Origin of the sequence: Thalassoroseus pseudoceratinae, from assembly GCF_011634775.1 — a bacterium.
Lineage (GTDB): Bacteria > Planctomycetota > Planctomycetia > Planctomycetales > Planctomycetaceae > Thalassoroseus > Thalassoroseus pseudoceratinae.
Genome location: NZ_JAALXT010000007.1, coordinates 33,335 through 55,423, shown reverse-complemented (window position 1 = coordinate 55,423; position 22,089 = coordinate 33,335). Strand labels below are relative to the sequence as shown.

10 protein-coding genes are annotated in these 22,089 nt (G+C 52.6%); 9 read left to right on the top strand and 1 reads right to left on the bottom strand.

Annotated features, from left to right (window positions below):
• The first annotated feature begins 1,292 nt into the window (after window positions 1-1,292).
• The 8 genes from G6R38_RS22895 to G6R38_RS22860 all read left to right on the top strand — a co-directional run bounded on the left by G6R38_RS22895 (window position 1,293) and on the right by G6R38_RS22860 (window position 12,476).
• The gene (locus G6R38_RS22895; protein WP_206028692.1) at window positions 1,293-1,790 is read left to right on the top strand and encodes a hypothetical protein; all 498 of its coding nucleotides are present in this window, start codon (window positions 1,293-1,295) and stop codon (window positions 1,788-1,790) included.
• A gap of 145 nt (window positions 1,791-1,935) precedes the next feature.
• Complete coding sequence (locus tag G6R38_RS22890) at window positions 1,936-3,123, top strand: hypothetical protein (RefSeq protein WP_166831117.1); 1,188 nt, start codon at window positions 1,936-1,938, stop codon at window positions 3,121-3,123.
• Window positions 3,124-3,180: 57 nt separating this feature from the next.
• Entirely contained in the window at window positions 3,181-5,946 is a 2,766-nt protein-coding gene (locus tag G6R38_RS22885) for a GAP1-N2 domain-containing protein (protein WP_166831116.1), read from the top strand.
• A 100-nt stretch (window positions 5,947-6,046) separates the two neighbouring features.
• A complete protein-coding gene (locus tag G6R38_RS22880) occupies window positions 6,047-8,956 on the top strand; it encodes a coiled-coil domain-containing protein (protein WP_166831115.1) in 2,910 nt (969 codons plus the stop codon).
• Between the two features lie 51 nt (window positions 8,957-9,007).
• The gene (locus G6R38_RS22875) at window positions 9,008-9,856 is read left to right on the top strand and encodes a GYF domain-containing protein (RefSeq protein WP_166831114.1); all 849 of its coding nucleotides are present in this window, start codon (window positions 9,008-9,010) and stop codon (window positions 9,854-9,856) included.
• Between the two features lie 45 nt (window positions 9,857-9,901).
• Window positions 9,902-10,759 carry a MotA/TolQ/ExbB proton channel family protein gene (locus G6R38_RS22870; protein WP_166831113.1) on the top strand — a complete coding sequence of 286 codons (858 nt, stop codon included), beginning with the start codon at window positions 9,902-9,904 and terminating at the stop codon, window positions 10,757-10,759.
• Window positions 10,756-11,571 (top strand): hypothetical protein, encoded by an 816-nt coding sequence (locus G6R38_RS22865; RefSeq protein ID WP_166831112.1) that lies wholly within the window; start codon window positions 10,756-10,758, stop codon window positions 11,569-11,571. The genes G6R38_RS22870 and G6R38_RS22865 overlap by 4 nt, the downstream gene beginning before the upstream one ends.
• Window positions 11,568-12,476 (top strand): hypothetical protein, encoded by a 909-nt coding sequence (locus G6R38_RS22860; protein WP_166831111.1) that lies wholly within the window; start codon window positions 11,568-11,570, stop codon window positions 12,474-12,476. Before G6R38_RS22865 ends, G6R38_RS22860 begins: the two co-directional genes overlap by 4 nt.
• A 545-nt stretch (window positions 12,477-13,021) precedes the next feature.
• Here the strand turns inward: G6R38_RS22860 and G6R38_RS22855 are convergent.
• Window positions 13,022-13,165 (bottom strand): hypothetical protein, encoded by a 144-nt coding sequence (locus G6R38_RS22855; protein WP_166831110.1) that lies wholly within the window; start codon window positions 13,163-13,165, stop codon window positions 13,022-13,024.
• A 630-nt stretch (window positions 13,166-13,795) separates the two neighbouring features.
• Between G6R38_RS22855 and G6R38_RS22850 the strand changes: the two genes are divergently transcribed.
• Window positions 13,796-21,643 (top strand): Calx-beta domain-containing protein, encoded by a 7,848-nt coding sequence (locus G6R38_RS22850; RefSeq protein ID WP_166831109.1) that lies wholly within the window; start codon window positions 13,796-13,798, stop codon window positions 21,641-21,643.
• Window positions 21,644-22,089 lie beyond the last annotated feature (446 nt).

The window sequence follows — 22,089 nt, the reverse complement described above, 5'->3', positions numbered from 1 at the left end:
GCCCATTTCATCAGCGGTTGCCTGGACCGGAGTGAACTGCAGGGGTCCGAAGAGCATCCTCAAGGCCAATATGACAGCACCGATACTCAGTATATGCCTCGACGGTAAACGGAACATCTGATTTCTCCTTTTGAGTCCGAGAGTGACCATGCGATGTTCCCAGCATACCGGTGAGCCACTACACATTACAAGAAATGACAATTGCGGCTCATCTCACTCAAGCTTTTTCAATGCCCCCTTCCCATCTATTAGAGGGAAGACGTGATTCAAGCCGTACCTCTTGTAATACTCGCCGCCCCCTCCGTCATGTGACCTTTTCCCCGATGTTCCTTTCCGGCGGAACCTGCCTCGCACGTTGTCAATCTATTCCGTGCAGGGATGGCAGAGCGGTTGATAGTCCACTAGTGTCGGTTTTCCTTCCATCCGTTGTGGTCATACCGCCAAAGAACTCTAACACTTGGCAGTGACCTTCCTGAAACGTCTTTCAATGAATCTCGTATTCGCAGCATACGGCGGGTCTCGACCTACATAGTCGTGTCACGGCGCACATTGAAGTGATCAGCACACCCACAACGTCATACCCCCCGGACCGTTGTTCATAGAAGCGAAAGCCGTTTCAAAATTACAACATGAACGCAAAAAAGACTCTGTAGGCAATGCTGATAGATTGGCTTTTCATGGGATGCCGAGTATTCGGTTCGAGTACGCTGAATTGACAGGAATGGCCGGAGAGATGTTCTGGCATCAGCAAGATGGCGTCTACCCATCATGGCGAACGTTGATCTCATATATCGCTCAATTACAATCCGGTTTCGCGGGAGCGGTTGATTGAAGTTGGACTCAAGACTCTTGGTATTGCAAGTAAAGAATTAGTGTGAACCTAGCCTAAAACGCAATAGTTCGGACATCCGGTTGAGCAACGAAATGGACGAATCCGTTCGCTAACTTGAAGATTACTACAGACGGTCGTGGGAACGCCGCCCAGTGCACAGATCCAGCCTAGTAGATACACTCATGTCACACTAGGGAACACTAGGTTCTCAATTGTTGGAGTGTCCTTCTTATTGCACATTTTGCGGAACGTTCTATTACTTCTTGACCAACGTTCAGCGTGTGATATGCTCCGAATCGGAGAACGTGAACGCAAGCGTACTCTCCTCCCCAGACTCTCTCCTTCGTTCCCGCCAAATCTCTCGCTGGTTATCCTCATTGTGCCTCCTGTACCTTCAAACGATTTTCGCGAATCGATATCAATCAGCCGTCGACTTATCATCGGACTTGCAGCAGGGTTGATGCTTGTCGTTCTCCTATATTTGATCCTGAATACAGAGTTTGAACCGACAGCCGAGAAGCAGACATCGACCGACGAAGCCACCGAATCGTCTGAACAACAGCCGTCTAACGATTCGGAACCCCCCCTAGCAGAATCGTCTTCTCCAGTACATTCAGTGAGTCAGGATGAAGCAGTTTCCGGCACGGATACAGAGTCAAACGGTCGGTCATGGGTAGAGTCACGCAGCGAATCGTTTGATGCCGATCCCACGGAAACAACTCGTACCGTTGAGGAACTCATGAATCGAGCTAATCAGCAGAATGCGGGGGGTAACACACGATCTGCATTTGACACGCTTCTGAAAGCCTATTCCCTGACTCAGCATTATCCCGATGACAAGAAGCTTAGGGAAATGGCCGGCCAGCTGCAAAATCAGATAGACACGCTCGGCCGCCGTCTTGACGCTAGACAGTCGACCGACTCGATCGATTCATCCAAAAAAATCATCGAGCAGTGATCCTCGAGCCGATTCGGAACGTTAATTCGTCGGCTGGTTCATGACTCAAGGGCTATCAATGACTATTACCAACACGACCCCCATCCTCCGCAATCTGACTTGTCCACACTGTTGGACCGCCTGCAAACCGGAGGAGATACTATTTGTGTCAGAGCACATCGATCTATTGGGTGATAGCAAACTTGGTTCTGATCAGCCCATTCGCTTCAGGCCAACACGCTTCACCGTTCAAGGTGAGGCAATCGATGCCAAAGGCTTTCCTTGCTTACGGCTTGCCTGCCCGAACTGTCATTTACAAATTCCGCGTGCCTCGCTCGAGATGCCCGCACATTTCCTATCAATCTTTGGTGCGCCGGGCAGTGGCAAATCCTACTATCTAGCATCAATGACCTGGGAAATGCGGCGACGTGTCGGGGAGGAGTTTCGGCTCGCCTTCAACGATGCTGACCCAGAGATGAATCAACATCTCAATGAGTACGAGGAAGCCCTGTTTGTTAACTCGCGTGGAACCGAGTCAATTCCACTGGGTGATCTCATTCGGAAAACGGAAACTCAAGGCGATTTGTACGCTTCTGTGAATTTCGGGAACCAGAACGTTATCTATGCCCGACCATTTCTATTTACCCTACAGCCGCGAAACGATCATCCACAAGCAAAACAGGCAGAGAAACTCGCTCGGGTGGTTTGCCTCTATGACAACGCCGGCGAGTCATTCCAACCGGGGGCTGATACTGCGGCGAATCCTGTAACGCGACACCTTGCTCGCTCTCGGGCACTGATGTTCGTCTTTGATCCGCTCCAAGATGTCCGCTTCCGCCAAGCGGCAAATCTTGAGGGCAAGCCCCGTGTGTTGAGCCGTCAAGAACCTGTGTTGCAAGAAGCCGCTAGCCGAGTTCGACGGTACGCCGGTTTGTCCTCACGCGGTCAGCACGATCGTCCGCTGATCGTCGTGTTGACCAAAGCCGATCAATGGGTCGAGCCGATTCTTGGTGGCTTCCCGGAGGGCGAACCGCTTCGCACAGTCGTGCACGATGAGCAGCGAATGAACGGAATCGATTTGAAGGGAATCGAACAGTTCTCGGCAAAGGTCCGAGAACAACTCTTGAAGATCTCGCCGGAAATTGTCGCTGCCGCAGAAAGTTTCTGCAAGGAAGTCATCTACATCCCAACGAGTGCAGTTGGCTCCCACGTTGAAGTCGATTCTGAGACCGGTCTTGATCGGATTCGACCGGCCGAAACTGCGCCTCAATGGGTAACAGTGCCGATGCTCTATGCTCTCGCACGAACGACTAAGGGACTTGTCCCGATCGTAGGGCAGCGACGACGCTCCTAATGTCTCGCCAACCCGTCTGAATATCTTCGTGTCTCCCCGAATCAAGCGACTGATGCCATGCCCCAAGAATTGATTTACACATCGGCCAAGAAGGGACTGAAGCCAGGCAGTAGCGGTTTCTGTACGGTTGCCGCCACCGCTGGAATGTCTGCTCCATTGGTCAGTTCGCTCGAACGGTTGTGTGGTTATCGGCATCTGGCTGCACCCGGTGACTCAGCGAATCCCGTGGCCTATTCTCACTTCGTGCAAACGATTAGCGGACGGAAACTGCATCTTCTAGCCAGGATTGCTGATGCGGGTCGCGACTATACAGGTCGAACCAACAAGCTCTGTCATCATCTCGTGCTGACCGATCAGGAATGTGAAACCGCCAGTAGTCCAGCAGCGGCTTTACTTTCCGAGTCGATGATCACGACCTGGAACGGTCAGGTCCGGCAACTTCCGCCGCCTGCGCCCGCTCAACCCACTGTTCGACCCGGCCCGTGTCGAGATTGGCACCAGCTTACAGGAGATGCCGGTTGGGGCGGGGTGTTGCTGGATCACCTCGACCAGCATCCGAAACAGCAAGTCTACATAGTGGCGGAATCAGGAATGGATGTCTTGAGTCTCTTCGCCGAGACGCTGGCTCTCCTTCCGCCTAACCGTCGGTGGGAGCCGACCTTCACAACCTATCTCAACAGCACATTGCAAAATGTGGATTGTCGTTGGCGGGTAGTCCTAACAGGCACCAAAGAAGCCCATGAATCACGACGCTTCGTCCGAGATTTGCGGATTGATCTCACCAAGCCCCTCGGCAAACCTCCAGCCGGACCATGGGTCGAAGCGGCACGCACCGGACAAACGAAGTCCGGCAAGCCCCGTCCTCAACGACCAAGCACGCCTCCTCCAGTTCCAGCAGCTTCTGCGACAGGGGATAGCGTCGATGTTGAGTTCGAGTCTTATCCTATCGCTGACACGCCCCAAACGCCACCCGACAAAACGCCCCCCAGCCGCCGCCGACGCGGCGTCACCGATGTGCCACAAACGACCGAGAAACGTAGCGTGCTGAAACTGGTGCTCTCGCTTCTCGCATTGAGCGTGGTGATGATCATTGTGACCTTTGCGGTTCTGTACTCACGCTTTAGCATTCAAACTGACGGTAAAAAAGCGGGCGACGTAGCCAAGAACGGAAAAACGCAATCTGGAAAAACCAGAACTGATCTAAACGCTACTACGCTAAAAAAGAGCCAAAGAACGGAATCGTCAGTTCCATTACCTGAGGAACCAAAGCAACCTGACGTGAGTCATGTCGCCTCCGATCTGCTAGAAAAACTCGCAAAAGGTGTCGATATTTTGCCAATGATCTCTAAAGACAAAAACATTCAGCAACGATTTAAGTCCACCCCAAACGAACTTAAAGAACTTAAAAAAGCTTTCTCAATGTGGGTCGAGAAGCAGATTGCTTCCGAAGAAACCAACAGCGACGAGCTGAAACGGCTAAAGGCTGTGAGATATAATGTTGATCTTTTAGGGAAAATCTTGCAAGTACTCACTGGCCAAACCGACATTGAGTCAAGCTTTAGTACCGAATGGCGACCTCAAGTTGACAATAGAATCCGCATAGTTCAAGCAGAAATAGACACAAGAGAAAGACAGGATATTAAACGAAAATCTGTCAATAGTTGGAAGAGTGGAAAGACGGAACCCGTTGTAATTTCGAGTATGATATCCGGCTCAAAATTGCTAAACAAACTATTGTCCGAGAAAGGGTTTGCAGTCGATCTGCTAGAACTCCCACAGGATGTCGAAGTCAAACTTATGGACTTCTGGATTCCCCAAATGGACGACGGAGTGAGATACGAAATATCGGAAGCTACAGGGCTCAAGTTGAAAATTGTGAGGTCTTCGCAACGATATAGAAACTCGATCACAGTAACGATCACACCGCCGGAACGTGAGCATGCCGGATCACTCACCATTGACAAACTGACCGGCAGTCCGCCTACGAAAGCATTGTTTCTCGACGAATTACGATGGTGCTTCCTGGGGGTCGAAGCGGCAGGAATCAAGCGTCGAGTTTACCTAGGTGACGTTCCACTTTTTACCACCAAAGAAATTGTTCTTGAACGTGATAGTTCCAGAGAATTTGGCTATCGCTGGGAATATCAGCTCATACCTGATCCCAAGGGAGATGAGTTTATCCCACCTTTAGAAATTCAAAGTTCTTGGACGATCTACGATGCGGAGCCTGTGAAAGCGAATGTAAAGAATAACAGTAGCATGTTTACTGGCCTTGCGGATAAAAGCAGACTGACCTTTTATTTCGATGCCTTGAGTCGTGTAGGCGGGCAGACTCTCTCAGAACATCGTGACAAACTCACAATTGATCTAAAAGCTAGTGTAATTAACTTCTCCATCGATTTTGAGGAATTGATGAGCAGGTTGCGAAAATACACGACAATTGATGGCTTTGGAGATGAGTCCGCTTTCTTTGAGACAGCTCTGACAATGGATGACGTAGATGCCAATCAGCAATTGAGCCAGTTTGACGGACGGCTTCCCCTAACAAAGAAAAACAATAGTGGGCAACCGGCGCACTCCGAGGAAGAATTGCTGAGAAAGTTTGACGAATACAACAAGAAGTTCAAAGCAGATATGATGGCAATGAATCCAAGCAAACTGCCTATCCGTGGCGGGGCGATTCGCATGTCAATCCAAAAAGTGAATTTACACAACCCGACGTCTACCGCAGCTTCGAGAAAACGAACCAAAGGAGACGACGCGACGCGAGAGAAAGAAAAGCTAGATTTTGGATACATCATCCGAATCATAGACTCAGACTAACTCTAATCATGTGTTGATAGAAGGTGTTATGGGTTTGTCGATAACTACAATCGGCTTGCTTACTGCTTGAGATGCTTAGTTCGAATCGGAGCGGGTCTTTATGTCACGGTATCAGAAGTTGTCGCAAGAGATTCTTTCGGTGTTGCAGTCAACGGATCAGACGCGGACACCGAAGTTAGAGCAGCAGGCTGCGGAGTATTCCGAGCTTGTTGCCAAGGTGAATGATCGATTGGAGCGTTGTGGGGAACTGCTCCGCAATGGACTCCGTACCGAGGCCATCCACCTTGCCGAAAGTGAGCCACCGGTTCTCGAACTGGTCTCCGACTTGGATCTCGGGGGTGACGAAGAATTGTGGGCCGAACTATGTGCCGACTATGATCTTCCCGTGCCTCAGAGCCTTCTCATCGGTCGGGCGGAGGAACTTGAAGAGGCCTACGCTCAGCAGGCCCCTCTAGAGGATTTGTTGTCTCGCTGGCGACGAGTCAATCTTTCGCGAGCCCCGATGGATGTTCGTGTACCGATTCTGCGTCAACTTGTCGAGGCCGATCCGCATACCCACTTTTGGGAGGTAGACCTTCATAGTTTCGAACAAGTTGCCATCAAGGACGCGCAGCAGGAAGCGGCTCAGGCCGTCAAACAAGGCAACATTGGCCGCGTCCGTGACTTGCTGGCGTACTTACGGGATGACTCATGGTCAGTTCCTGTGCCGAATGCGCTCATTCAAAAATTGACGAAGGCCGGGGCATCGTTGCAGAGCAATCAAGCTCGTCAGACACTGACGGAGTTAGCGCCCCAGCTTGACCAGGCGCTTTCAGAGAACGATCTTGACTGGGCGATGCAACTCACTGACCAGTGGGCTGCCGTCGCCAAGAAGGTGAATCTGGCAAACGATGATCCGTTGATCGAACAGGTTCAACCCGCACTCGGCTGGGTCAGCGATGAAAGGGCTCGAAAGAAAGAATCGCGGCGTTTGTCGGGACTCGTGTATGAACTCGAAGAGCTACTGAACGATCAGTCGAACGATACCGCGACTCTGGAACGATTGATCGAGGCAACGAACGTAGACGCTGCGGAGATACCGGATTCCCTTCAACGTCGAGCGCGAAACCGCCTTGCTGAGTTGCGAATCAGGGAGCGACGACGATGGCAGGTCACAGTGGGCGTCTCAGTGTTTGCAGTCCTGGCGGTCGTCGGTCTGGTCGGCTTTGTGGGTTATCAATCGCTTCGATCCCAAGCCATGAATAAGCAAAGCGAGGCAATTCGAGGACTGCTGGCAGACGGAGATCTCGAATCCGCTGAGCAGCGGTATCAGGATCTAACCGAGGAGTATGAATTCGAACAGTTGGAATGGCTGGGACTCGGTGATGAAATTCGACAAGCAAAGCAGACTGATGTCGAGCGGAAAGCCGCGTTGCAGCAGCTGATTCAAATGATGACGGACCAACTTGACAGCAAACAATTTGAATCGATTTCCGAAAGCCATTGGAAACGGGCGGGAGAACTGGCAGCCAGCTCCGACGAGCAATTGCTTGTCGAGCGATTGCGGCGGCGACAGCAAGCGGGACTCTCGGAACTAGCAGAACAGCGGGCAGAACAATTTCAAGTACAGTCTGACAGTCTGATAACCGCTTTCAAAGAAGCCGAGCTCGCCATTGAGAGCCACGATTGGCAGAAAGCCAGCGACCAACTGTCTGCCGCCTCAGATCAGATTGCTTCGATTCGGTCAAACGCAAGCCAACTTGCGCGAGCACAATTACAGATGTTACCTCCGTGGGAGAATCGACTTGAGGAAACCAAGAAGTTGATCCAATCTGGCCGAACTCGTGAAGATTTGCTGAACACACTGACGGCTCATTTTCAGGAATCAGCTAGCGATCCAACGAGTTGGCTTAGGACTTATCGAAAGCGGATGGATACGTATATCGTTGCGTTGCCTGACGATTATCGGACCGCCGACTTTAAGCTAACGATCGAGGAGATCCCGCTATGGGATGACTACTTCCAGTGGCAACAGGCCAAGCAGGACTGGATTGACAACCCATACCCCTCTGATCTTCAAGTCGTCGCGGCCCGGCGAGAAGAACTTGCTTCCTTTGCAATGGGGCTTGAAACCAAGCCGTACCAGGAAACGCTCCAACGCTACGATCAACAACTCGCTACGATTGAAACGGTTTTTGGTGAAGACGGTTCCGTACAATCCGTTCGAGACTTTCTATCGATGGATGTCTTACAAGACGACTTGCATGTCTTACGTCAAGGTGAGACTCGCTACTATACATGGAAGTCTCAACGTGATGGCAACAGTGTCAAAGTTCTTGAACAGAAGGGTTCAAAATCACTTTTGATATCGTCGGGAGAACCGGCTGTCTTTACTCCCGCGACGCATGTGCCAATATGCCGAAAGATATTAAAAGATTTTGAAACATTGGCGCCAGACAACTGGGTCGGGAAAACTAAGACCGCCGCTGTCCACGTGCTAGCTAATGATACGATGCTTCCTGAGATCCAATGGTTGCTCGTGACCATGATTTTAGAAATGGCCGCGGAAGGCGATGAGCAATTGGCGAAGCAGTTAGCACCGATCCGCTCTAAACTAACAAAGAAGCAAGTTCCGCTTGATCTTCCTTGGTGGGCTCCGCAAGAAAGGGTTGTTGTCCAATGGCGGCCGGTGATTGTCGATCTTCTGAAATCTGTGACACCGATGGACCTACTTAACGCCTGGGCCAACGTAGAGGAAAAGGCCGAAACCCCAGATTGGATGTCTCGAAAAATGCGTCCCGTCGCGTGGATGTATCGCCGTTCCGCTACTCAAGGATCGTCTTGGAGTCTCAAAGGACTGGAGGGACTGAAGCGACAAACCAGCCTTTGGGTCCTCGTCCCAGCCTCTGATGACGGACAACCAGGGCGATGGAAAACAATTGGGTACGCGGGGCCCAGTGGGGCAGGGCTACAGTTTAATGCCCCGGCAGTTCAAGAAGGCCGTTTAGTTTTCGCTGGTCAGCCTGAGTGAATCATTGCCGTTGACTGCTTGCGGATTCTCATCGTTCAGAAAGTACAATCTATGTCCGATTCAGATAGCGAATATTACCTCCGAAGCCGAGGACGAATAACCGGACCGCACACGTTGCAGGGGCTAATCACGCTTCGAGAAAGACGCAGACTGGGACGATCGGACCAGCTATCGGTCGATCGTCGAGAGTGGTTCCCGGCTCGCCAGCTACCGGAACTCTTCCCGCAGACGGCAACTCGTCGAGCACTCGAGCCAATCCATGAGTTCGCCGATTTGCCCGAGGAACCGTCGACTGGTAACACCGATATCAAACCTGACGATGAAGGCGCTTGGTTCTACCAGCAGCCGGATGGGAACGTCGAGATTGGTCCCGTCCAATACTCGAAAGTGGAACAGCTTGTTCGTGAAGGCACATTGCGATCGAAACATCAAGTGTGGCGAGATGGTTGGCCCGATTGGCGGTTGGTCGAAGAAGTGCCACAGCTGGCAAATTGGTTGTCAACTTCTGCTCACCAAGGAAAGACCTCGCAAGACGGTCTATCTAGTAGTGCAGCAACAGCGGCGATGTGGCTTGGTTTAACTCCCTGGCTCGTGGCGTTGGCAGGCTTCACCATTTTTCTTCTGTTTATCGCCATTGCCAAGGAATCACAAGCTCCATCCTTGATTGGTCTTCTCGCACTCGGAGGCAGTCTATTCGGAGTTTTATCCAACTTGGCTTGGTTCGTCACGAGTGTGCTGGCAATCGTGTTCGGGGGGATCGGCATGTCGAGGACTGGCGAGGGGAAACTTGCCGGGCGTGGGCGGGCCATTACAGGGCTGACCCTCGGGATTGTCAATCTGAGCATGCCGGTTCTCTTGCTCGTTCTCGCCGCAGGTGCCTCTGCTTCTCGTTCGTTCTAATGCAATCTCTGACGACATCACACGATTACTGGTTAAGGGACCTCAATGTCGGCTGATACTGAACTTTGCCCACTGTCATGGTCGCGTCAAGACCCGGAAAGACGGCTGATGATGCCAGCGGCGCATTACACACGGGTTTCCAGCTTCACGACTGGATTCTTGGCGACTATCCTCACTGTGGCAGTACTTGGCGGGCTGCTGCTCTTCAAGGACCTTTGGATCTCTCAAACAATTTGGCAACGTGGGCCTGTTCCGTTTGCTATCGTATTTTTCACATGCTGGTCTTTGATGATCATCTTTCTGAAGTGGCTCAAACTGTGTCTACAACGACGAGCTCTGGATTTTCAAATTGTTCCACCCACACCAGACTTTATACTAAGTCCGGAAAGCGTCTCGGTTGTCCAGAATAATATTTTAGATACGGCTGAAGACCCGCAAAGGTTTATCCTGTTTAACCGAATCAACATCGCACTTGCGAACCTGCGAAACCTCGGCCGCGTTGGAGACGTCGATGAAATCCTGCGGTCACAGGCGGACAATGATGAAGGGAGTATGGAAACGAGCTACGCCACTTTAAGAGGCTTTGTCTGGGCAATCCCTGTTTTAGGATTCATTGGAACTGTTCAAGGTCTGGCCGAGGCTATCGGTGGCTTTGGAGCTGTTCTATCACAAAGCGATGATTTGAGTCATGTCAAGGACGCTCTGAAAGGGGTCACTGGCGGTTTGAGCGTTGCCTTCGAAACGACGCTGCAAGGGCTCGTTGCGGCATTAATTGTCCAATTACTGATGACGAGCTTAAAGAAGTCCGAAGAAGAATTCCTCGACCGCTGCCGAGCTTTCTGCACCCGGAACGTCACCGGGAAACTTCGCCTAATGCCTTTTGAAGAACCTCACGCGGAATGAATCGTCGTCGCAAATACCACGGACCAGCTATATCGCTTTTCGCGTTTCAGGACATCATCACAGCAGTCTGCGGCATCCTGATTGTCATGGTCCTCCTGCTAGCTATTGAATTAACATCACATACGTCTCGAACAACAAGCCATTCATCTCCAGATTTTAAAGCGCTCGAAGCGTCTCTTGAAGACATCAACAAGCGGCGGAAGGAGCTACAGAATCGGGTCGACTCACAAACCGAGAGTGTTTCTGCATCCGTTTCCCGACCAGTCGCCACGATTGAAGCTGAGATCAGACAGCTTCGGATGAAAAAAATACTGCTTGAGGACAGAATCAAGAATGCTGCAGTACGTGCAAAGCTATTAGATGACGACCAAGCTGCCACGCGATTAGCTATAGAAACACGAAGTGAAGACTTAGAGCGACTTGAAGACCTGAACCGCGAAAAGGATCTACTTGAAGACAGCCTTCAAGAGGAGCAATCCGACAATCGACCGATTTTTCGGTTTGTCGATGGTCGCAGCCGCAACGGTTGGATCGCCGTCATCGATAGTCAGTCGGCCACATTGGCACCGCTGGGACGCGGGGAACGACCTGAGAAGCTTCTGTTAGGAAGCAATGCATTAAGATCGTTGAGCGAGTTCCTCACTCGGCAAGGTGCCGAGTATGTTCTGGTATTATTTCGCCCTTCCGGCATGGACCATGATTTGCTGGATGCATTGCAGACTGGAAAGCTGCGAGGCGGGTGCGGTGTCGGCATTGATTTAATTTCTGAGCAGCAGACCATCTTCGATCCGCAGACCGGACTTGCCCAATGAGAAGAGTTTCCGACCATGACGACGGCCTCGACTTGTTGCTAGATGCGATCTGCAACACGTTTGGCGGTATCGTGTTCATCGCCCTCCTAGTGGTTTTACTATTGGGAAACACCTCTGCGATAAAGGCTCCCTCAGTTCAAGAGTCTCTTTCACCAAGTGAGATTCTCCTCCAACAGGAGCGGCTAGCTTACCAACTACATGATGCTCGAGAAGAGCTTAAAGCATTGCAACGATTGGCCGCTCAGCAACGGAAAATGCTGTTGCAAGATGCATCAACCGAAAGCACCATTGAAAAGTACGACCAACTAATTAACGAGATCAATAATTTAGAGGAACAGTGGTACGAGCAATTGGAACTTAATGCTCGCACATACGCGGAGACACAACAGGAAAGACAAAGTATTGCGAAACTCGACAAGACTTTGGAAGAGCTTGAGGGAGAAATCAGCGAACTTCTAACGACCCTCACTGAAGTCAGAGCGAAGCGCGAATACAAGATGGCTTTGCCTCAAGTCACAATGTCGACCCGTAAGCCGTCGATCGGCCTCATACTACGCTATGGGCGACTCTATCTATGGGATTATGATCCCCGAACGGGAGAGCGAGGTCTGAACACGAGTCACTTTTTCGTCATCAATGAGACCGCTAGTCAGTATGAGACTCATGCTCGTCCCAACGCTGGGATTCCCCTTCACTCAACGGATTTCTGCAATGGACAGATTGCGGAGTTGCTTCGAAATTTCCCTCCTTCACGCTTCAATGTTACGTTCGTCGTTCGAGAAGATTCGTTCGATGAGTTCAAGACGGCCCGCGAGCACATTAAGCAGCTAGGTTACCGTTACAGCCTCATTGCTGGTGATGGTGTGGTCGCTGATCGTGGCGGCCATTCTCGTGGTACACAGTGAAGCTTCAATTGAAGTCAAAGCATCACACAAGAGTTTGGAACTCGGCTCGGTGGCGATAACAGCCAGTCTCGCTCGTTCCCAATCGAAGCTATTTCCGTTTCTTGCTTCGCATTTTCAGTCTTTCCCGACGCCACAGGCGATAGACCCGCTTGTCGCTCGCTTTCCAACCTTCACGACGCAGTAGCCGTCCGATCCGTCAATAACAATACCGCGGATGAAATCGGACCAACTTCCGCAACAGCTTCACCAAGGCCGGTTCATCACAGCGAGGCTCGCCAATATATCGCTACGTGCTGCGTATTGCGTACTACGTCGCTGATCGAGCACTGGACAGGCACGACGCTCGGAGACGTGAAATTCTCGTTGAAGCTGGCTAACTGCGGCTCGTTTCCGAGAAGGGCTCACCAGTATTTTGAGGCTACCGATTTCAGCATTTGGTAGTCCAAAGACAAGTCCACTACCAACAGCTTCAGACGACGGTTCTCGTCCTCAAGCTCTTTGAGCCGTTTGGCCTCCTCGGACTTCATCTCGCCGTACTGCTCCCGTCACCGCTGCAACTTCGATTCACTGACTTCGAGTGATTGCAACACCGCCGCCAAATCGTGACCGGCATTCAACATCGCATCGGCGTCTCGCAGCTTCTTGACGATCTGCTCCGGCGTATGCCGCTTGCGTTTCTTCGCACTCATCTTCATAGGTCTCCTTCACCCAAAACGGGCCGCGAAACCGTCGTAACACCTGAATCAGTTTTTCAGAGGCAGGCTAGGTGTTGACAGTTTGCAACCGTCGTCCGATCGAAGCGGGCGAGTTCTGTCAGAGACTTCAACTGATAGCCAGTCCGTTTGAGCATCGGTCGATCTGTGGACGCAAGTGGATTCACAATGGACTTGTGAAAACGCCCCTGATTCACGGTACCGAAAATTCCGTAAGTCACAACTGAGTCAATGTTTATGAACAGTCGGCCCAGTAGGTAGGCAGGGTGTTTCGGGTCGGCTTCACGAGATTTTCAACGGTTCACTGACTGTTTCAGTCTTGCAATGGCCTGACCACGTGATTACGTTCAAATAAATCAACCTGCGGGCTGTAGGGAAGAATTTGACTTTAGCGAACTTGAAAAAAGTTCCTCGAATAGCGATTCGGTGTTTCGAAATCGCATCGGTCGCTGCTCACCACAATCACCCTCGTGCTTGCCCCGCAACTGCGTCTTCCAATTGAAAGACACCTGCCAAACAACCTCACATTCATTGACGAATGCTGACGGCCCAATTGCATGGATGCCCCCCAAATTTGAAATCTCAACCCACCTACGGAGTCCTGCGATGTTTCTACGTCATTGGCTGTCGAATCTTGTATCTACCCCACGTCGACTTCAACAACGAAAACACCACGCTCGTTCGTGTTCTACGGCGGAGGTTTCTTCTCGTCGACGGACGCAGCGGCCAGCAACCGCCTTGGTCTCGTCTGCGGAAACGCTGGAAGACCGAACGTTGCTTTCAGTCAACGCGATATTCAACGCTGGGACTCTGACGGTCACGCTGGACGCCGCCAACGATCAGGCCTTTCTGCGTGTCGATGGAGGCAACATCGACGTTGGCACGTCAGAAAACGGCGAGGATGTACTCAACGATCAAGCCGGTGTGACGAACATCATTGTTCAAGACATCGGTGCCGCCGCCGGGCAGGAAGTGACGTTTTCCGTCGGCGATGCCAACTTCACGCAAGACGTGACGATCACGGATATCGAAACGGCCAGCTTGAACCAAGACATCGGCGGCACCGTTGATGGAAATGCAACTGCGGTTAATGTGACGTCACCGGGTAGCATTCAAGATGGCGTTGATGCAGCCGCAACCGGTGCTACCGTGACTGTGGGCGATGGCACATACACCGAAAACGTCCGGATCGAAGACAACCTGTCATTGGTATCGGTCAATGGTCGAGCATCGACGACAATCGAAGGAATCTCGGGGGTTGGAAGTTTGGGAGCGGTGGTTGTCACAAGCAACACCACCGCGGTCACAATCGGTGCTCCGATGCAAGGCTTCACCATTATCGGAATCGATAACGGGAATCCCGGCCTCGAAAACGCGGCCGTCTACTTTCAAGGAAGTCATTCGGGCGCCACCATTCAGGACAACGAGATCCAAGCCAACGGTGATCACGGGCTACTCACCGAGTTCGGCGCGACCATCGATGGATTCGTGATTGACGGCAATGAATTCTCCGGTCAAACCTTTGTCGGTGCTCAACCGGCCGGCATTGGATTCAGTGGCCAATTTACCACTGCGAATGTTCCCCGTCAGTTAGTCACGATCGGTGGCGGGAGCGGGGGCGGCAATACCTCCAACATTACGTTCACGAACAATCAAATTACTGGTGTCGCGGGCGGAATCAGTTCCGACGACAACATGAGCGAACAAGGCAACACGCTGGTCACGATCGATTCCGACGGCGTAACCGTCATGGGAAATCAGTTCGCGGGAACGACCACGCGATTTGGTTCTCAACTCCGTGCCCGCGGACCGAACACCGAGATTACACAAAACGTCTTTGACGGCTCGAACCTCGGTGCGAATACCAATCAGATCTTCGTTCAGAATCGGCCGAATGTCAGCATCAATGAGAACGGTTTCGATGACACTGTCACCGCGATCGTCGTTGGAGACACTGGTGGAAGTGAAGTCGTCGATGTCAACGACAACTTCTTCGGAACGACGGATCCCGAAGAGATTGATGCAGCAGTCTTCGGCCCGGCGGATTTGACCACTTTCCTCAATGGTGAAGATGCCGATAACGATCCCACGAATGGGTTTCAAACTGACGTCATGGCGGGTGTGCAAGCGTTGTTGACCGCCCCACAAGGCGACGGCGACAATACGCTGACCGTCCGGTTGAACGGTGTGGGCGACTCGATCGAACTAGTTCTCGACGGTGTCGTGCAAGACACGATTCCGCTGGCGGGGTTGACGGAGATCAATCTGCTGGGAGCCGATGAAACCGGCATGGGGTTGGATGACGAATCCGATACATTCATCATCGACTACACCAACGGCGCGATCGACTTGCCGGTAAACGTCGTTGGCGGCGTTGGTGCCAGCGACACGCTAGAGGTCATCGGCGGAGCGTTTGACTCAGCCGTCTTCAACTACGACAACGCGAATGATGGCAGCATTGAACTCACGCCGTCTGCGGCGATGGCATTCACCATCACGTATACCGGTCTCGAACCGGTCTTGATCGATAGTGATTTCGGTGACGATGTCACGTTCAATCTTCCGGCGACCGATGACGAGTTCGTTCTCGAAGAATCGCCGGATATGAATTTCGACCTGCAACTGCGGAGCGTGAACGGCACTTTTGAGACGACTTCGTTCAACGCTCCAAGCTTGACAGGCACGATCACCGTCAATGCCGGTGACGGAGTGGACGATTTCACGCTCGGCACGCTGCCCGCCGGTATCGATGACACGATTAATATCAATGGTGAAGATGGGGCGGACATCTTGACCATCACTGCCCAACCCGATGGGCCAATCTCGATCAACGTCGACGGCGGCACGCCGACAGGCACACCCACCGGTGACACGCTGCAATACACCGGCAACGGGATGGTCAATCCAACCGGTCTGGGAAGTGGCACCATCACCGAAGCCGGTCAAGAGACGATTAATTATTCGGACATCGAAACCGTCCAAGGGACGATGACCGGCGCATTGACGATTCTGGTTCAGTCAACCGGTGTGACCGGCGACACTCCAACGGATGTCGACAACGACTACACTCGCGTCAACAACGCGGTGCAATCCGCGGGGGCCGGTTCAACGATCATTCTCGAAGGGACATTTGACTGGACAGAAATGTTCGCTGCCGAAGACTGGGAAGCCGGTAGCGATGGCATGACGGGCACGGATGATGATTACACTGTCTTTCTCGTTGCCGGTCGCGAGAACATTACGATCACCGCGAATATGCTCGGCGATGCGACCATCCAAGGACCAGGCGACTTGCCCACCGTCAACTTGGAAGGGGTCTTCGTTTCGAATTTCAACTCTCCGGATAGTTATGCCGGGTTGGAGATTTCGAACCTGCAAATCTTCGATTTCGATTTGGGAATTGGCTTGTTCTTCGGTGGCTCGATCGACCAATTTGAAAACACGACCATCCAGAACAACTACATCCGACTCGCGACCGATACGATCGACGATACGTTGCAAAACATCGCCATTCACTTTGCCTTCGGTGAAAATCAAACGATTCAGGGGAACCAAATCGATATCCCTGGCGATGGCGTCAGCGACACAACGACCGATCCAATGAATCCGGTCTATGCGAGTTCGGTTGGAATGCAATCGAACACAAGCGGTACCGTCTACGATGGCCTGTTGATTGACGGAAACACGATCAACGTCCTCAATGCTCAGTCTGCTGATCCAGAAGCGATTCTCGGGATTTGGGAAAACTCGAATACTGTCACTGGCGATATCACGGTTTCGAACAACACGTTCACCAACCTCGATCCGAATAACGATCCCACGTTGAATTTGCAACGGGCGTTCCGCGTGACTTCGGTCTCCAATAGTGGAGCGGGCACGGCGGTGATTTACGACAACAACCAAATCGATGGCGCGAACACAGGGTTCCAGTTCCGATTTGGTAGCACCGGCGATCCCGCGCAGTTTTTGAACAACACGCTGACGCAAGTTGCGACCGGTTTCTTCCTGCAAGACAACACGGACTCCGCGTTCCTACAAGGCAACTCGATGACGAACACCGGCACGATGGCCGGTATGGGAGTCGGCATTGATGCCCACGGTGGTTCCGTCGTGGATGCCACCGGGGGCGCAAACACCATCAGCGGTTTCGACATCGGTGTGCGACTCAACGACACCGCGATGGCGACGATCACGAATGATTTCATAACCGGCAACAACATCGGCGTGCAGCTAACCGGCACGTCGACCGCGACGGTCAATGAGAACGATCTCTCCGGCAACACGACCTTCATCGATAATCAAACCGGGACACCGATCGAAGCGGAATTGAACTGGTTTGGCATCACCGATGATGTCCAGATTTTTGCCGGCATCAATGGGCCGGTTGATATCACGCCATATCTCGACGGTGGCGATGCCAACATGAACCCCGTTGACGGTTTCCAAGCCGACACGTCAACTCTGCACGTGACATCGTTGGGCATGCAACTCGATGCGATGGGCCGAATCGAAGAAGCGTTTGATCTTGTGACCGGTCCGAGCGGTGAAGTCATCCTGCATAATGGGACTTACGACGAGCAAGTGACGATCGACTTCCCCACCTTCACCGACTTCACGCTCCGTGGTGCGAGTGGCGACCCCAGCGACGTGACGATCAACGGGCTTGGCGCGACCGGAATCGACATCCTCAGCCCGTCGGAAGTCACTGTTCAGGACTTGGGACTGACTCTGTCGGCAACTGGATTAACAGCCGATAGCATCACAACGCTGAACCTCATTGATCTCCTCATCGAGTCCAACACCGTCGGTGGCGACATCCAGAACGTCACCAATTTGAACGTCACACTTTCCGATGATGCCGACGGAACCGACGTTAACGAAACCGATTTCTCGTCGACGAATCTGCAAACGATCAGCTACACCAACGTTGCCAATTTCACAATCAACGGCAGCGACGGAACCGATACGTTCGATGTCGCACCGACGAATTCGACAACGTTGACAATCAACGGAGACGACCCCGATGACGTGATCCCGGGGGACACGTTGAATTATGAGGGCGATGGCACGGTGATGTTCACCGACGACGACAGCGGTTCCATTTCGCAAGCCGGGTTTATGGACGTGATGTTCAATGGCATCGAAACCGTCGACGCTGGCAACGTGACCACCGACAACAATAACATCACGATTTCTGCCGACGAAGACGGCGTCGCGGATATGTTCGAAGTTCGCATTGACCCCATGAATGCACTCGACGTCCAAGTGCTCGTCAATGGTGTGGTCGTGTTCGATCAACCCCGAGCCGACGTGAACTCAATCAGTTTGGTCGGTTCCAACGACGACGACACCGCGTTGATTAACTACGAGTTCGGCAATCCGCTCCCAAGCGGCGGAGTCGACTTTGACGGCAATGGCGTCAGCGACGATGATCAACTCTTGCTGCAGAGCAATGGTACCGATGTCACGAGTGTTGAGCACATCTTCACAAGCGTGTCATCCGGACAAGTCGTGATCGATCCGGGAACTGGCGACCCGGCAAGCAGCGTGACTTACTCCGCCATCGAAGAACCGATTCTCGATACGCTAACTGCGGAGGATCGCATCTTCACGTTCGGTGTCGCGGAAGACAATGTGACGCTTTCCGATGACAGTGACGATTCTGACAACGAAAGTTTGTTAGTCGGTCCTGGCAGCGGGTTGCCGGTCGAATTTTCGAACCCGACGAACTCGTTGACGGTTGCTTTGGGTGGTGGGAATGACAACATGACCCTCGAAGCACTCGACGGTCTGCTTGATGCCGACGTGACAGTCGACGGTGGCAACGGTCAAGACACAATCGACCTACTAGCAACCACCGGCTCCGACACTAGCGTTTACGAACTTAACGGTGGCACAGGTGGCGACACCTTTAACATCAGTCCAACCGACGCAGTCGGTCCCGACATCACGATCAACGGCAACGAACCGAGCATCAGCCCCGGCGATTCTCTGAACTACAATGGTTCAAGTACGCTCGATGTGACCGGTGCTGGAAGCGGCACGCTGACTCCAGACGACATGATGAATCAGGAGGTTGCGTTCACAGGCATTGAGAACCTTAACGATGCCAATCCACCGACGCTTTCCATCGACGATGTGACCGTCGACGAAGACACTGGCATGGCGACGTTCACCGTGAGCTTGTCATCGCAAAGCATCCAAACGGTAACCGTCGACGTCATCACCACCGACGGAACGGCTCAACAGGGCAGTGACTTCACCTTCGCTTCACAGTCCCTGAGTTTCGCTCCTGGAGAAACCGAAAAAACCTTCGCGGTCACGCTAACGACAGACCAAGTTGTCGAGTTGGATGAGCAGTTCATAGCACAGCTGTCAAATGCCAACGGAGCGACGATTGACGACAGCTTTGGTACCGCGACGATCACGAATGACGATGCGGCAACGTTTTCGATTGACGATGTGACGCAAGATGAAGACGCGGGAACGATGACGTTCACGGTCACGCTCAGTCAACCGGTCGATGTCGATGTTACGGTTGATTACACAACCAACCCAGACTCCGCCGATTCGACCGACTATACCCCGACGAGCGGCACGCTGACGTTCCCGGCTGGTCAAACGTCGGCCACGATCACGGTCAGTGTTACAGCCGATGCGATAGTCGAAGCGGACGAAACCTTCTTCGTCGATCTTGCCAACGTCCAGGCAAGCGGTCGGGACGTGACGATTGACGACGGGCAGGGCGTTGGGACGATTCTTAACGACGAAACGGCCACCCTGTCGATCGATGACGTGAGCGCTGATGAAGCAGCCGGGACGATGACGTTCACCGTCTCCCTGAGTCAAACCGTCGACACAGACGTTACCTTTGATTTCACGACCACTCCCGACACCGCTGATGCCAACGATTACACGCCAACCAGCGGAAGCATCACCATTCCGGAAGGTGAGACATCGGCGACGATTACCGTCACGATTACCGACGACATGATTGTGGAAGGCACTGAGCAGTTCTTCGTTGACCTGTCTAATTTGCAAGCGAGCGGTCGGGATGTGACGATTGACGATGGCCAGGGCACGGGAACGATCACTGACAACGATTCGGCGACCGTGTCGATCGACGATGTGACCCAAGATGAAGATGCCGGTTCGATGACGTTCACGGTCTCTCTGACTCAACCGGTCAGCAGCGACGTGACCGTCGATTTCACGACCACTCCCGACTCCGCCGATGCCAGCGATTACACGCCAACGAGTGGCAGTGTGACGATTCCAGATGGTCAAACATCCGCAACCATTGTCGTGGCGATCACAGCCGACATGACGGTCGAAGACGACGAGCAATTCTTCGTCGACCTGTCGAATCTGCAAGCGAGCGGTCAAAGCGTCAGTCTCAGTGACAGCCAAGGAATCGGCACGATTGTGAACGACGATATCGCGACCGGCTCAGGGCAAATTGTCGATCAACCCATCGCGAATCCGTTTATCAATGGCAACTTCCAATTCGCCGTCAGTGGCAACTTCGATGGGGTTGGCGGTCCGGAAGACGATCTGTTGTTCTGGGACCCGATTTCAGGGCAGAACCGAATCGTGTTTGGTGATGGCACGCAACAGAACAATCCTGTTGCTCCGCTCGCCATCAATAACGATTACAGCCAAATTGTGGTTGGAAACTTCGACGAAGGTGGCGGGACCGACTTGTTCTTATGGAACCCGGCAACAGGTCAGAACCGAGTCATTCATTTGAACGGGCCAACGGGCAACGTGGTCGGGACTGTTGAAACGAACGTGGTTTCTAATCTCGCCATCAATGGCAATGATTTTGAGACCGTCGTGGTTGGTGACTTCAATGGCCTTGGTCCCGACGACTTGTTCTTCTACCAACCCGGTAGCGGACGCAATCGTTTGATCCACCTCGAAACCGCCACGCCGGGATCGGATACCGATGTCAACAACGTTCAAAATTCCGCGATTAACCCCGAGACGATCAATGGAGAATATGAGTCAGTTTATGTTGGCCAATTTGTCGCCGGTGGTTTGGACGAGTTGCTGTTCATCGATCTCGCTAGTGGATCAAACCGCATCGTTACGCTCACTCCGACAACGCCTGGTCAGGCATCGGACACCGCCGACGTTCAAACGAATTCGCTACCTCCGCTTGCATTCAATGGCTCCGAATACAATCGCATCGCGATTGGAGACATCGATGGCAACGGGATCGATGACGTGTTTGCATGGGACCATGACGGTGGAATCAACCGGGTTGCCCTGCTCGATACTGCACCAAGCACACCGCCACAGATCGTCGACAATTTAGTCGCTCCATTGGCGATCAATGGCGAGTACGATGAAATCGTGCGGTTGCGGGACGATGTTTTCGCGGACGCCGACGGTGACGAATTCTTCTTCTGGGACCCAACCAACGGTCGCAACCGGGGTGCTTATGTCTAGGATGAAAGGGCATTAGGCCCGCATTAGAAATCGATAAACGCCGTTCCAAGGTTGAAGGCACTCGGAAACGAAATGCCAATTTAAACCTTGGGATGGCGTTTATATTTGGGATCAACCTACAGCCGTTTCGACCGCTGCGATTCCGGCAGAAAACGCTCAAGTAGGCCGCGGATGTACGACGGCGTGTCTGAATCACATCACCTAACTCGGCATCTCGAAGATCAGCCCGTTCAACCTCAAGTTGCACAAAATGCTGACGAAACACGACTCCTTGGCCGGTCTCGTTGGCAACGAGATTTCAACGGTCACACACGTCTCGTCGACCAATCTGGTCCGTTTGCTGAAAGTTGAGACCCTGACCGACCGCGGCAGTAGCGGCGAACACGTGGACAGTTGCTGTTCCGGATTGAAACCAAGTCCATATTGACGTATCCTTATGTAACTCG